This window comes from Kocuria sp. NPDC057446 (genome assembly GCF_042802875.1).
In the GTDB taxonomy this organism is placed as follows: Bacteria; Actinomycetota; Actinomycetes; order Actinomycetales; family Micrococcaceae; genus Kocuria.
Map to the genome: position 1 here is coordinate 1 of NZ_JBHVDI010000108.1, position 12952 is coordinate 12952.

Here is a 12952-nt window from a genome sequence, read left to right on the forward strand (position 1 = left end):
GGCGGCTGACCGCCCGGTTGCGCACGGGCCGGTCGATGCGCCGGCGCCGCCGGCGCCCGGACCAGCGGGCCCCGCGGTTCGTGGCCCCGGGGCTGGTGATCGATCGGCGCCCGGCCGTGGTCGAGGAGCGGGTGCGGATCGGCGATTGGGAGGGTGACCTCATCGTGGGGGCGAAGGGACGCTCGGCGATCGGGACGCTGGTGGACCGCACCAGTCGCTACGTGCGCCTGGTGCACCTGCCGCACGGCCACGCCGCGCAGGCGCTGACCGATGCTCTGGAGGTACTGGTGGCGGACCTGCCGCAGCCGGCGCGGCGGACGTTGACCTGGGATCAGGGGTCGGAGATGGCCCGCCACGACCTGGTGGCTGCCTGGTTCAGCGAGGGCGTGTACTTCGCCGCCCCGGCCAGTCCGTGGATGCGGGGGTCCAACGAGAACATGAACGGACTACTGCGCCAGTACTTCCCGAAGGGCACGGACCTGAGCGGGCACACCGCCGGGGATCTCGCCAGAGTGGAGCTGTTGCTCAACACCCGTCCGCGGAAGGTGCTCGGTTGGGCAACACCGGCCACCGTGTTCACCGCGAAAATGTCATGCTGAAACCAGGCCGGTGTTGCGACGAGCTGTTGAATCCGCCTGCCGCCACGGGGTCAGTTTTCACGTGCCGTCGACACCCCGCTGCCGCAGTTCTCCCCGCCCGGGGCCGAAGCCCTGCACGTCGTGGCGGTCATGGGCGGGACTGGGGCGGAGGCCATCGGGACCTCTGTGGTCCTGGCGACCCTGACCGTCCACACCCCGGCCACCCGGCTCATCCGCCGCACGGTGATCCGCCCGGTCGACCGCGCCTCCGGGACCGTCTTCATGGCCCTCGGGCTGACGACCACCGTCCCCGTCCTGACCTCGTGGGTCCGACCGACGCGGAGGAGCGTCCTGCACAGCTACGTAGTTGCACCCTGGAATGCGACCGGAGCGGCACGATCACAGCCTCTAGGACGCCGTCGGGCGACCCGATCCTGGCGCGGACACCAGATGCGAGGATGAATGCGTCTGCCCCCGCAGCAGGGCGCTGGGCATCCTCGAAGTGCGGGGATGGAGCGCGGCTCGTGCGGACGGCCTCGAAGGGCCCGGAGCACACGACAGGGCCCCGGGAGGATCTCTCCTCCCGGGGCCCTGTCTGACGGACCTGCCGCTCAGCGCACGAGTTCCCGGTCCTGGGATCCGCCGGTCAGGGCGTCGGCCTCGTGGTGGTGGTGGGCCGCTTCGAGCTCGGCCGGCGTCACCGGCGCCACACGGTCCTCGAAGAAGAACCGGCTGACCCGCTCACGCGTCTTCTCGGCGCGCGTGATCTTGCCCTTGGCGTTGGGCTGCGCGGGCAGAACCTCGTAGTTCGGCATGTCGACGAGACGGTAGCGCTTGTACTCGTCGAGCGGCTCGTGAACTTCGATGAACTCGCCGTGGGGCAGCTGCTGCACCCGACCGGTCTCGCGACCGTGGAGCACGATCTCGCGATCCTTGCGCTGCAGTGCCAGGCAGATGCGCCGGGTGATCACGAACGCCAGGATGGGCCCGAGGAAGTACAGGGCGCGCAGCCAGTACAGGACGTCGTTCACGGCCAGGTTGAAGTGCGTGGCGATGAGATCGCCGCTGCCCGTGACGAGCTGCACGGTGTAGAAGGTCACGCCGGCGGCGCCCATGGCGGTGCGGAACGGCGCGTTCCGCGGACGGTCGAGGAGGTGGTGCTCCCGGTCGTCCTTCGTCACCCACCGCTCGATCCAGGGCCAGGCGGCCATCAGACCGAAGAGCACCGCGAGCGGCATCATCGGGAGCAGGACGTTCATGGGGAGCGAGATGCCCCAGAAGGTCCACTCCCAGTTGAACGGCCAGGTACCGGGCATCAGGCGGACGGCGCCGTCGGTGAAGCCCATGTACCAGTCGGGCTGCGAGCCGGCCTGGACGGGGGACGGATCGTACGGGCCGTAGTTCCAGACGGCGTTGATGGTGGTGGTGGCCGCCATGAGCGCCATGATGCCGAACACGATGAAGAAGAAGCCGCCGGCCTTGGCCGCGTAGACGGGACCCACGGGGAAGCCGACCACGTTGTTCTCGGTGCGGCCGGGGCCGGGGAACTGGGTGTGCTTGTGGACCACGACCATGAACAGGTGGACCACGATCAGCAGCAGGATGATCGCGGGGATGACCAGCACGTGCAGGATGTAGAGCCGCGCGATGATGTCGTGCCCGGGGAACTCGCCGCCGAACAGGAACATCGACAGGTAGGCGCCCACGATGGGCATGGCCTTCAGGATCGCGTCGGCGATGCGCAAACCGTTGCCGGAGAGCACGTCGTCGGGGAGGGAGTAGCCGGTGAAGCCGGCCACGATCGCGAGCAGGAAGAGCGCGACGCCGACGAGCCAGTTCAGCTCGCGGGGGCGACGGAACGCCCCGGTGAAGAACACGCGGAGCATGTGCACGGACACGGCCGCGGCGAAGACCAGCGCGGACCAGTGGTGGATCTGGCGCAGGAAGAGACCGCCGCGGATGTCGAACGAGATGTCGAGCGTCGACGCGTAGGCGGCGGACATCTCCACACCCTGCATCGGGACGTAGGAGCCTTCGTAGTCCAGGGCCGCCATCGACGGCTCGAACCACAGGGCCAGGAACGTGCCGGAGAGGAGCAGGATGACGAAGGTGTAGAGGGCCACCTCGCCGAACATGAAAGACCAGTGGTCGGGGAAGATCTTCCGGCCGAACTCCTTGACCATCGGGGACACGCCGACACGGGTGTCGACGAAGTTCGCGATCCGGCCGGTGCCCGTCTGGGGCCTGTACTCGTAATCAGTGGACGTTGACATCAGTTCGCCTCACCCTGCATCTCTTCGATATGGGTACCCCGCTGGGAGTAGGTCGGACCGACCGGCTCCTGGAAGTCGCTGCGGGCCACGAGGTAGCCCTCGTCGTCCACGGTGATCGGCAGCTGGGGAAGGGGCCTGGAAGCCGGCCCGAAGATGACCTCGCACTCGTTGGTGAGGTCGAACGTGGACTGGTGGCACGGGCAGAGCAGGTGGTGCGTCTGCTGCTCGTAGAGGGCGACCGGGCAGCCGACGTGCGTGCAGACCTTCGAGTAGGCGAAGATGCCGTCGACGTTCCAGTCGGCTCGTTCGGGGGAGACGTTGACGGTCTCCGGGTCCAGGCGCATGAGCAGGACCACGGCCTTGGCCTTCTCGTCCAGATACCCGTCGTTGTGCCCGAACTGGCTCAGGTTCTCGGGCAGCACGTGGAACGTGGAGCCCAGCGTGACGTCCGAGGCCTTGATGGGCGTGCCCGAGGGGTCCCGCACGAGTCGGACTCCCTCGTCCCACAGGGTCCTCGTGAGGACGCGCAGATCGGTGGGTCCGAGATCCCGGAGCAGACCGACGAAGGGCAGGGGAGCGAGGACGGCCGCGCCGATGAGGGTGTTGCGCAGCAGCGGCCGGCGCTTGATCCCCGACTCGTCGTAGATCGTGGTCAGGATGCCCTGCGCCTCGGCGCGCTGCTCCTCCGTGCGCACGGCATGCCGTTCCTCGACCAGCTCGTGGTCCGGCATGAGGGTGCGGGCCCAGTGGACGACGCCCAGGCCGATGCCGAACATGGCCAGCGCGATGCCCAGTCCGAGCAGGAGGTTCTGCAGCTGCAGAGCCCGTGTGGGATCGGTGTTGGTGACGTCGTAGATGGGGCCGTCCACGCGGATGCCGAAGTATCCGACGAAGAACAGGATCGATCCGATGATCGAGAGCAGGAACAGCAGGACGACCTGCCGTTCGGCGCGCTTGGCGGACCTGGAGTCGACGTCCGTCAGGCGCGGGCGGTGCGGAGGCAGTCCGGGGTCGGGGAAACGCTCCATCGCCGTGGTGCCCGTAGTGGCAACGGTTCCCGTCTGGGGGGTGCCGTCACTGTGGCTTCCCATGTGGTCCCTCATTCTTCTCTTGGTGCAGTTGATCGTAGCTTGGAGGTCCGACATCCGCTGCCGGCGCGGAGCGTCAGGCGGAGCGCGAGGTGAGCCAGACGGTGAACCCGATGATGACGGCGAGTCCGATGGTCCAGACGAACAGTCCCTCCGACACCGGGCCGAGGTTGCCCAGGCCGAAGCCGCCGGGGTTGGGGCTCTCCTCGAGGGTCTTCAGGTAGGTGATGACGTCCCGCTTCTCCTCAGGAGTGATGTTCGCGTCGTTGAACACGGGCATGTTCTGCGGCCCCGTCTGCATGGCCGTGTAGATGTGCTTCTCCTCGACGCCCATCACCGTGGGTGCGTACTTGCCGCGGGTCAGCGCGCCACCGGCACCGGCCGCGTTGTGGCACATGGCGCAGTTGGCGAGGAAGACCTTGGCACCGTTGGCGGCGTTGCCCTGGGTGACGTCCAGGTACTGCTCCTCCGGGAGACCCGGGCCGGCGCCGAAGCCCGCCACGTAGGCGGCCATCTGGCGGACCTGGTCGTCGTTGAACTGGACCGCCTTCTGCTCGGCCTGGGGGCCGTTGGCCTGCATGGGCATGCGGCCGGTGCCCACCTGGAAGTCGACGGCGGCGGCACCGACGCCGACGAGCGACGGGCCCGAGGGGGTCCCGGCGCCGTCGAGGCCGTGGCAGGTGGAGCAGTTCGCGACGAACAGCTTCTCGCCCTCCTCGATGTCCTGCGCGGTGTAGGACTCGGTCTGGGCCCTGGCCTCGTTGGTGGTGGTGGCGACTGCGTAGAGCCCACCGCTGAGGAGCAGGGCCAGGACCATCAGTACCAGGACGGCCAGAGGGTGGCGCCGCTGCTGCGAAAGTGCCTTCACGTCAAACGTTCCTTTAACTCGGTGTTGGGTTGCTTGGTGCGTCCGCAGGACGGCGCGGCCTACCGGAGGAAGTAGACCACGAGGAACAGCACGATCCAGACGACGTCCACGAAGTGCCAGTAGTAGGACACGACGATGGCGGAGGTGGCCTCGAAGTGGCCGAACCGCTTGGCGACGAAGGCACGGCCCATGATGAACAGGAACGCGATGAGACCGCCGGTCACGTGCAGTGCGTGGAAGCCCGTGGTGATGTAGAAGGCGGAGCCGTAGGAGTTGGCCGGGATGCTGATGCCGTGGGCGACCAGCTCGGCGTACTCGAAGGACTGCACCGCCACGAAGACCGCGCCCATCAGGAACGTCAGGGCGAACCACTCGACCATGCCCCACCGGCGGACGTCGAACACGCCGCCGGTGCGGCGGGGTTGGAGGCGCTCGGCCGCGAAGACGCCGAACTGGCAGGTCACCGAGCTCAGCACCAGCACGATGGTGTTGGCGAGGGCCAGCGGGATGTTGAGCTTGGCGGACTCCTCGGCCCAGAGCTCCGGGGAGGTGGAGCGCAGGGTGAAGTACATGGCAAAGAGGCCGGCGAAGAACATCACCTCGGAAGCGAGCCACACGATGGTGCCCACTGAGGTGAGGTTGGGTCGGTTGATCGACCCGCCTACCGGCTTGGCTGGGGTATGGGTTGCAGTCGTCACAGAGACATTATGTCGCCAAAACTCCCGGTGGACCAACCACGGGCGGGGCCGGGCGGTTCGCGTGTCCGGAAGCCCGGCGTGCCCGCTGACGTGGCGTGCCGTGCCGACCCGTGCCCGGGGCCCGGGTGGACACGGATCCGGGCGCTCCGGGAGGCGGGGTGCGATCCCTGTCACACGGACCCGACCGGGTGTCACGCAGCCCGGGAGCCGTGCTCGCCGTTCCGGCGGCGGGCGATACGATCGGGAGCGTGAACACGACGACACCGACGACCGCACCGCACTTCGAGTGGCCGGACCTGATCACTGCCCTGATCGCCGGCACCGACCTGACCCGCGACCAGGCCTACTGGGCCATGGACACGATCATGTCGGGCGAGGTGTCCGACGTCGTCATCGCCGGCTTCCTCGTGGCGCTGCGGGCCAAGGGGGAGACGGTCGAGGAGCTGACCGGCCTGGCCGACGCCATGGTCGGCAACGCGCGGCCCGTCGACATCCCCGGCCCGGCCCTGGACATCGTCGGGACCGGTGGCGACCGGCTCTCCAGCGTGAACATCTCCACGATGTCCGCCCTCGTGTGCGCGGGCGCGGGCGCGAAGGTCGTGAAGCACGGCAACCGGGCGTCGTCCTCGAAGTCGGGCTCCGCCGACGTCCTGGAGGCGCTCGGGGTCCGTCTCGACCTGCCGGTCGAGACGGTCGAGTCCGCGGCCCGGCACGTGGGCATCACGTTCCTCTTCGCCCAGACCTTCCACCCGTCGATGCGTTTCGCCGCGGCGGCCCGGTCGCAGCTGCGCGTGGCCACCGCCTTCAACTTCCTGGGGCCCATCACGAACCCGGCGCGCGTCGAGGCGTCCGCCATCGGCGTGGCCGACCGCTCGCTGGCGCCGCTGATCGCCGGCGTCTTCGCGACCCGCGGCGACCGTGCTCTCGTCTTCCGGGGCGGGGACGGTCTCGACGAGCTCACGGTGACCGCGTCCTCCGAGGTGTGGGAGGTCCGCGACGGGCGGGTCGACCACCACGACCTCGAGCCCCTCGACCTGGGCATGCCCCGGGCCACCATCGAGGACCTCCGGGGGCAGGACGCCCGCTACAACGCGGGTGTCGTCGAGCAGGTCCTGGCGGGGGAGAAGGGGCACGTGCGCAACGCCGTGCTGCTCAACTCCGCCGCCGGGCTCGTCGCCTTCGATCCCGCCGCGGAGGGCTCCTTCCCGGACCGGCTGGCCGCGGCGGTGCGGCGTGCCGAGGAGGCGATCGACAGCGGGGCCGCCCGTGCCGTGCTGGACCGCTGGATCGCCCACACCACGGACTGAGGCGTCCGCCGGCGGAGACGGTCGCGGACGGACCTCGACGACGGAGGCCGGTGGGGCGAGCTCCCCACCGGCCTCCCGCCGTCCGCGCACCGGGTCGCCGCGCCGCTGTCCTGCCGGGCAGGCCGCCGGAATCCGGTCGGCGGGGACTTGTCGGCGGAGACCCGTTGGCGGCGACCCGTCAGCAAGGACCGGTCAGTCGATGCCGAGCGAGAAGGCGGCCTCCAGGTCGTGCTTGCTGTACGTGCGGAAGGCGATGTTGGTGTTCGTGCCCACGACGCCCTCGACCTTGGAGAGCCGGTCGGCGATGACGTCCGCGAGGTCCTCGTGCCGGTGCACGCGCACCATGGCGATGAGGTCCCAGTCGCCCGTGACGGAGTACACCTCGCTGATGCCGGGGATGTCGGAGATCTGCTCGGCGACCTCGGGGATCCGGTCGGCGGAGGTCTTGATGAGGACGATGGCGGTGAGCATGGAGCACCTTTCTCGGGAGGGTGGTACAGGGCCGGTGCGGCGGTGCGGATCAGTCCGATCGACGGGAACGATTCGCGCGCAGCGCCGTGACGAGGGCTCGCGGACCCAGCAGGAAGGCGCCGAGCACACCGAGCGTGACGAGCACGAAGCTCGGCGCCGTGCCCTCGCCGGCGACAAGGCGCAGCCCCATGCCCACGGCCACGGTCGTGATCCACAGTGCGACGCCCGGCGGCCCGACGGAGAACGGCGCGCGGCGCACGCGCCACACGAGCCAGCCCAGGAGGAGTCCGGTGAGGAACGGCCACGCGGTCACCAGAATTCCCGCGGCGTCCAGGGCGTGCGTGCTGCGTCCCAGCCCGGCGAAGAGGAGGACGAGCAGCACGTCCGTGCTCAGCGCGACCTGCCACGGGCCGGGGCCCGTGGTGCGTTGCTCCGGACGGGCGGTGAGGGGGGCCGACGTGTGCATGCTCGCAGTCTAGTGCGGCCTCGGCGGACCGCGACCCGACTGCGGAGGAGCTTCAGGTGCATGTTGAAGGTTGAGACACCCGCGATGGAAAAGTCTCAACCTTCTACCGGTGGTCGAGAACTGCCGGCCAACACGTGCTGGACGGCAGCCGAGGATCCGAGACGGTCGCCGCCGGGTGGAACCGGCCGATCACGGCCGACTCCTCGCGTCCAGAGTGTCCCTGGATCCGCCGATGCTGGCCGGGCGGGCCTGGGGGCCGGTGCCGCTCGAGTTCGCACCGTGGGCGGCAGGACGAACGGGACGGTGGTACAGAACGGGTGGGCGGAACCCGGAGGGGAGCCCTCCGTTCCGCCCACTTTACATAATGCCGATTATCGGCGTTTTGGAAAGGGGTCATGACCGGCCGTGTACGTCCCTCTGGTGGCACGTCCTCGCGCTGCTGCCCGGCGACGTCCCGTCGACCGTCCGCGGGTCACGCCGTGGTGGGTCGACGGCCGCCGACGGAACGCACGGGCGCGGTCCGGCCTGGTGCCGCGGTGCCGCGCCACGACGGCGCCGGACGGTGTGGTCGAGACCGCCCCGCGCCGCGCGCCGGCATCGTCGGCACGCGGCGCTGTCCGTACGGCCGCTCCCGGACGGCCCATGGTCCGCCGCCGGCGTGACGCTCGTGCCGGCCGCGGCAGACGCTCCTTTCCGGGCAACCGAGGTGCACCCGTTGATCTCCAAATGTTGCGCCGCCCCGCCTCCGTTCTTGTGGCCACTTGTGGGGGAAATGCGCCGCAGAGGCCCTTCGGGCTCCACCCCGCCGATACGCTCGCCGTGGCCGAGCCGAATTCGCATCGGCAAATCAGGGGTTCATGGGAGGACATTCGTGGGACGACAGAACTGTGTGACGGCGACGAGCGGCCGGGGGCGCCGGCTGGTGACCTCCGTGCTGGCGCTGTCGGTGCTGGCCCTGGCCGGCTGCGGACAGGACGAGGGCTCGGACGCTCCGCCCGCGGTCGCCTCCGGATCGGTGGCCCTCTCCCCCTCGCACGGCGGCCTGCAGGGCGGGAACATGGTCCTGGCGGACACCGGTGGGGACGTCGACGGCCCGGTCACCGTCCGCTTCGGCGAGTCGGAGGTCGAGTGCGAGTTCGACGACCGCTCGGCCCGCCACGCCTGCGTGGCCCCGGCCCGCGGCACGCCGGGCACGGTCGAGGTCTCCTTCGCCTCCGGCGGCAGCGACATCGGGGAGAAGACCGCCTACACCTACACCACGCAGGGCACGCAGGACATCCCCGTGCTGACCGTGGACACCGAGACCGTGCGGCGCAACGCCGAGGACATCCGGGCGGACTTCCCCTCGAACGTCCAGCTGGGTGCGGTGCTCAAGAACGGTGAGCCCGTGGACGTCTTCGGGAAGGTCATCGAGGAGGCCGCCGACGTGGACTACGTCTTCGTGCCGAAGCTCGACGACGCCATCGCACTGCGCGAGGCCGGCGTCGAGGCGAAGATCGCGGTCCTCTACGTCGCCCAGATCGAGGACATCCCCCTGCTGATGCACTACGACGTCGAGGTCGCCGCCACGGATCCCGCCTGGGTCGAGAAGGCCGAGCAGGTGCTGTCCACGACCGGTGGGACGCTGAAGGTCCACCTGTGGGTCGACACGGGCATGGGTCGTGAGGGCGTGGTGCCGGAGGAGGCGCTCCCCCTGGCCCGGGCCGTCGAGGACGCCCCGCACCTGGAGCTCGCCGGCATCGCGACGCACTTCTCCACCGTCACGGCGGAGGACAAGGACGCCATCGAGCGCAACGACACCGCCAACACCACGGTCGCCCAGAAGAACCGCTTCGACGGCGCGGTGGCGGCGATCCGCGACGCAGGCCTGGGACAGGACGCGCTGATCCACGCCGGGGCCAGCGACGTCCTCGACCAGGAGATCGACTCCTTATACTACGACCTGCTGCGGATCGGCGGGATGTTCTTCGCCAGCAGCCCGCCGGAGACGAACCTCTACTCCTGGACCACGCAGCTGAGCCAGGTCAAGACGCTCCCCGAGGGCTGGTGCATCGACTACGGCTGCACCGACCCGACCACGTCGCCGAAGAAGGTGGGTCTCGTCCACCACATCCCGTCCCGGGAGAACGACCTCACGTTCACGGTCGGCGGCAAGCAGGTCCCGGTGCTGCTCGACCACGGTACGGTCCTGACCCTCGACCTCTCCGAGGTCCCGGAGGCGGTCACCGGCGACGAGGTCGAGATCGACTTCAGCGCGGAGGCCTTCCACGTGCTCGACGCGACGGCCCCGCTGCCGGTCACGACCAGCGGCGGGTGAAGGACTCCGTCCGGAGTCGGCCGACCGAGTCGTCGACGTCGTGGTCCAGCACGAGGTCGGCGTGGAACTCCCGTGCCAGCTCGCGCGTGCGGGCGGCCCTGCGGGCGGAGGTGCCCGGCCGGACGGTGAGGTCCACGTAGACGACGGGACGGCCGGAGAACTCCTCGAGCCGGGTCCGCAGGACCTCCGCACGGTCGTCGTCCGGCGCGCAGCGGCCGGTGCCGAGCAGGACGACGGCGCGTTCGAAGTCGGGCTCGGCGGGGACGCCCCGGGCGATCATGGCAGGCAGCCGCGACTGCAGGGCCGAGAGGCCGACGACGGCGGTCGCGGTCCCGGCGAGCCAGGCGCCAGCGGCGGAGACCGCCACCGAGGTGATGAGCTTCACGGATCTCCTCCTCCCGCTGACCGGGGACCGGCGGTCTGGGACCCCGCGGCGGACGCCGGGCCGGGTCGACGGGCGGCGGCCTCCTGCGGTCCCCGGTGGACCCGGTGCCACCACCGTAGACATCCCAACGTCCCCGGAACGGCGCCTATTCCGGGGACGCCCGGGGCGGTCCGCCGCCACGCCGGTCCAGCGTCCTGTCAGGCCCGTGGGGCAGAATGGGAACCATGGCGGGGGCGCCCTCGCGGAAGCGGATCGGAAGGCCGGGGACGAACATGTGGGAGTGGCTGGTCGAGAACTCGTGGGTCCTGTGGCTGATCGCCGTGATCGGGCTGGCGGCCATCGAGATGCTGACCCTGGACTTCCTCTTCCTGATGATGTCCGCCGCCGCGCTGCTGGCCTTCGCGGTGAGCTGGGTGACGGACAACTTCGTGCTCCAGGTGGTGACCTTCGCCCTCGCCTCGGTGCTGCTCATCTTCGTGGTCAGACCGGTGGCGCTGCGCCGCCTCAACCGGTCCGCGCCCGGGACCGCCTCCAACGCCGCCCGGCTCATCGGCCTCCCCTGCCAGGTGCTGGACCCGGTGACCGGCCGCAGCGGGCTCGTGCGGCTGGAGGGCGACACCTGGAGCGCCCGCTCGGTCACCGGCGAGCAGCTGCCCCCCGGCGCCGACGTCTTCGTCCACGACATCGAGGGCGCCACCGTCCTCGTCGCCCCGTTCCCCGCCCCGGCCGCCGACGGCGGACCGGCGCCGCGCCCGTCCTTCTGATTCCCACGACCGCTCCGGCGCGGCCTCCCCGCCGCCCGGAACGGCCCCACCGAAAGAGGCACCTGTGGACCTAGCCGTCATCGTCCTCCTCGTCATCCTGGTCATCCTGGTCTTCATCATCCTGCTGCGGTCGGTGCGGATCATCCCGCAGGCCCGGGCCGGCATCGTCGAGCGCCTCGGCAAGTACCAGAGCACCCTCAACCCGGGCCTGCACTTCCTGATCCCCTTCGTGGACCGGCTCCTGCCGCTGATCGACCTGCGCGAGCAGGTCCAGTCCTTCCCGGCGCAGTCCGTGATCACCGAGGACAACCTCGTGGTCGGCATCGACACCGTGGTCTACTTCCAGGTCATGGACCCGCGGGCCGCGACCTACGAGATCGTCGACTACATCCAGGCCGCCGACCAGCTGACGTCGGCGACCCTGCGCAACGTCGTGGGCGGGCTGAACCTGGAGGAGGCGCTGACCTCCCGCGACAAGATCAACGCCGAGCTGCGCGGCGTCCTGGACTCCACCACGGGACGCTGGGGCATCCGCGTGTCCCGGGTGGACATCAAGGAGATCACTCCCCCGCCGTCCATCCAGGACTCGATGGAGAAGCAGATGCGCGCCGAGCGGGAGCGCCGCGCGGTGATCCTCACGGCCGAGGGCGACAAGCAGTCCCGGATCCTGATGGCAGAGGGCCAGCGGCAGGCGGCCATCCTCTCCGCGGAGGGCGAGGCGAAGGCCGCGATCCTTCGCGCCGACGGCGAGGCCCAGGCCATCCGGAAGGTCTTCGACTCCATCCACCGGGCTCGTCCGACGCAGAAGCTGCTGGCCTACCAGTACATCCAGACCCTGCCCAAGGTCGCCGAGGGCAGCGCCAACAAGGTGTGGATGATCCCCGCCGAGCTCGGCGACGCCCTGCGCGGCGTGGGCGACTTCCTCTCCCGCCCCGACGAGGACGGCCAGGGCCCGGAGCGGACCTGGTCCGACGCCGACGACGAGCCGGGTCCCGAGCACGCCGACGAGCCGCTCGTGACGCCCGAGGCGGTCCGGGTCACGGAGGAGGACCTCCAGCCCAACCTGGAGCGCACCACGGTCGACCCAGACGAGTTCACGATCCCCCGCCCCTCGACGATCGACCCGGACGCCCCCGTGCGCCTCGACGACCCCATGCCCCCGCAGGACGGCCCGGAAGCCCGCTGACCCGGCGGACCGGCCCGGGAGCACGGGAGGTCGCTCCGGGGCCGGTCCGGGGAACAACCCCGGCAGCGTGCGCGTTGCACCCAACGGATCCCGGGTCCCCCGACCCGCCGTCAGCCCGAGCGTGCGCCACGGCCGTGGCCACCGTCAGTTATGGAGGAACCACCACAATGAGCGATCGCAGCCTCAGGGGAATGCGTCTGGGCTCCCAGTCGATGGAGACGGAGGCCGGTGTCGAGCCGGCTCCGCGCCAGCGCGTCGAGTACCGCACCGCGGACGGCGAGAAGGTCACGGTCACCTTCGCGGCGGAGGCGGAGATCCCGCCGGTGTGGGTCTCCAAGACCGGCAAGGAAGCGATCATCGTCAACGGCGAGAAGCCGGTGAACCCCAACGAGAAGCACCAGCGCACGCACTGGGACATGCTCCTGGAGCGGCGCAGCACGGACGAGCTGGAGGAGATCCTCGCCCAGCGCGTCGAGTTCTACCGGGAGAAGCACGCGATCTGATCGCCCTGCCCCGGAACGTGCGGAGGGCCCCACCCGATCGGGTGGGGC

Annotated in this window: 13 protein-coding genes; 6 read left to right on the plus strand and 7 right to left on the minus strand. The window is 70.2% G+C overall.

Going from position 1 to position 12952, the window contains the following annotated elements:
• Positions 1-599, plus strand: a 599-nt coding sequence (locus ACFU0Y_RS12820; RefSeq protein ID WP_380214917.1) for an IS30 family transposase, incomplete at its 5' end; no start/stop codon positions are given.
• A gap of 590 nt (positions 600-1189) precedes the next feature.
• On the opposite strand, the gene ACFU0Y_RS12825 is transcribed toward ACFU0Y_RS12820, so the two are convergent.
• The 4 genes from ACFU0Y_RS12825 to ACFU0Y_RS12840 all read right to left on the minus strand — a co-directional run bounded on the left by ACFU0Y_RS12825 (position 1190) and on the right by ACFU0Y_RS12840 (position 5505).
• Entirely contained in the window at positions 1190-2851 is a 1662-nt protein-coding gene (locus ACFU0Y_RS12825) for a cytochrome bc complex cytochrome b subunit (RefSeq protein ID WP_380214918.1), read from the minus strand.
• The gene (locus ACFU0Y_RS12830; RefSeq protein ID WP_380214919.1) at positions 2851-3942 is read right to left on the minus strand and encodes a Rieske 2Fe-2S domain-containing protein; all 1092 of its coding nucleotides are present in this window, start codon (positions 3940-3942) and stop codon (positions 2851-2853) included. The genes ACFU0Y_RS12825 and ACFU0Y_RS12830 overlap by 1 nt, the downstream gene beginning before the upstream one ends.
• A gap of 73 nt (positions 3943-4015) precedes the next feature.
• Positions 4016-4807, minus strand: coding sequence for a c-type cytochrome (locus ACFU0Y_RS12835; protein WP_380214920.1), 792 nt, complete (start codon positions 4805-4807; stop codon positions 4016-4018).
• A gap of 59 nt (positions 4808-4866) precedes the next feature.
• Positions 4867-5505, minus strand: a complete 639-nt coding sequence (locus tag ACFU0Y_RS12840) for a heme-copper oxidase subunit III (RefSeq protein ID WP_380214921.1) — start codon at positions 5503-5505, stop codon at positions 4867-4869.
• A 248-nt stretch (positions 5506-5753) separates the two neighbouring features.
• Here ACFU0Y_RS12840 and trpD point away from each other — a divergent pair, with 248 nt between their 5' ends.
• Positions 5754-6812: an anthranilate phosphoribosyltransferase gene (gene trpD, locus ACFU0Y_RS12845; RefSeq protein WP_380214922.1), complete on the plus strand. Its 1059-nt coding sequence runs from the start codon at positions 5754-5756 to the stop codon at positions 6810-6812.
• 192 nt (positions 6813-7004) lie between these two features.
• Here trpD and ACFU0Y_RS12850 read toward each other — a convergent pair whose 3' ends face one another.
• Together ACFU0Y_RS12850 and ACFU0Y_RS12855 are read right to left on the minus strand one after the other, a co-directional pair.
• Positions 7005-7283, minus strand: a complete 279-nt coding sequence (locus tag ACFU0Y_RS12850) for an Lrp/AsnC family transcriptional regulator (RefSeq protein WP_017833527.1) — start codon at positions 7281-7283, stop codon at positions 7005-7007.
• A gap of 49 nt (positions 7284-7332) precedes the next feature.
• Positions 7333-7749 carry a DUF3054 domain-containing protein gene (locus tag ACFU0Y_RS12855; protein ID WP_380214923.1) on the minus strand — a complete coding sequence of 139 codons (417 nt, stop codon included), beginning with the start codon at positions 7747-7749 and terminating at the stop codon, positions 7333-7335.
• Between the two features lie 871 nt (positions 7750-8620).
• Between ACFU0Y_RS12855 and ACFU0Y_RS12860 the strand changes: the two genes are divergently transcribed.
• Complete coding sequence (locus ACFU0Y_RS12860; protein ID WP_380214924.1) at positions 8621-10066, plus strand: alanine racemase; 1446 nt, start codon at positions 8621-8623, stop codon at positions 10064-10066.
• Here the strand turns inward: ACFU0Y_RS12860 and ACFU0Y_RS12865 are convergent.
• Positions 10047-10451: a hypothetical protein gene (locus ACFU0Y_RS12865; RefSeq protein WP_380214925.1), complete on the minus strand. Its 405-nt coding sequence runs from the start codon at positions 10449-10451 to the stop codon at positions 10047-10049. The two genes, ACFU0Y_RS12860 and ACFU0Y_RS12865, sit on opposite strands and share 20 nt — an antisense overlap.
• 272 nt (positions 10452-10723) lie before the next feature.
• Here ACFU0Y_RS12865 and ACFU0Y_RS12870 point away from each other — a divergent pair, with 272 nt between their 5' ends.
• The 3 genes from ACFU0Y_RS12870 (at position 10724) to ACFU0Y_RS12880 (ending at position 12904) form a co-directional block, all read left to right on the plus strand.
• Positions 10724-11215, plus strand: a complete 492-nt coding sequence (locus ACFU0Y_RS12870) for an NfeD family protein (protein WP_380214926.1) — start codon at positions 10724-10726, stop codon at positions 11213-11215.
• 64 nt (positions 11216-11279) lie between these two features.
• Positions 11280-12401: an SPFH domain-containing protein gene (locus ACFU0Y_RS12875; RefSeq protein WP_380214927.1), complete on the plus strand. Its 1122-nt coding sequence runs from the start codon at positions 11280-11282 to the stop codon at positions 12399-12401.
• Between the two features lie 167 nt (positions 12402-12568).
• Positions 12569-12904: an RNA polymerase-binding protein RbpA gene (locus ACFU0Y_RS12880; RefSeq protein WP_031283042.1), complete on the plus strand. Its 336-nt coding sequence runs from the start codon at positions 12569-12571 to the stop codon at positions 12902-12904.
• Positions 12905-12952 lie beyond the last annotated feature (48 nt).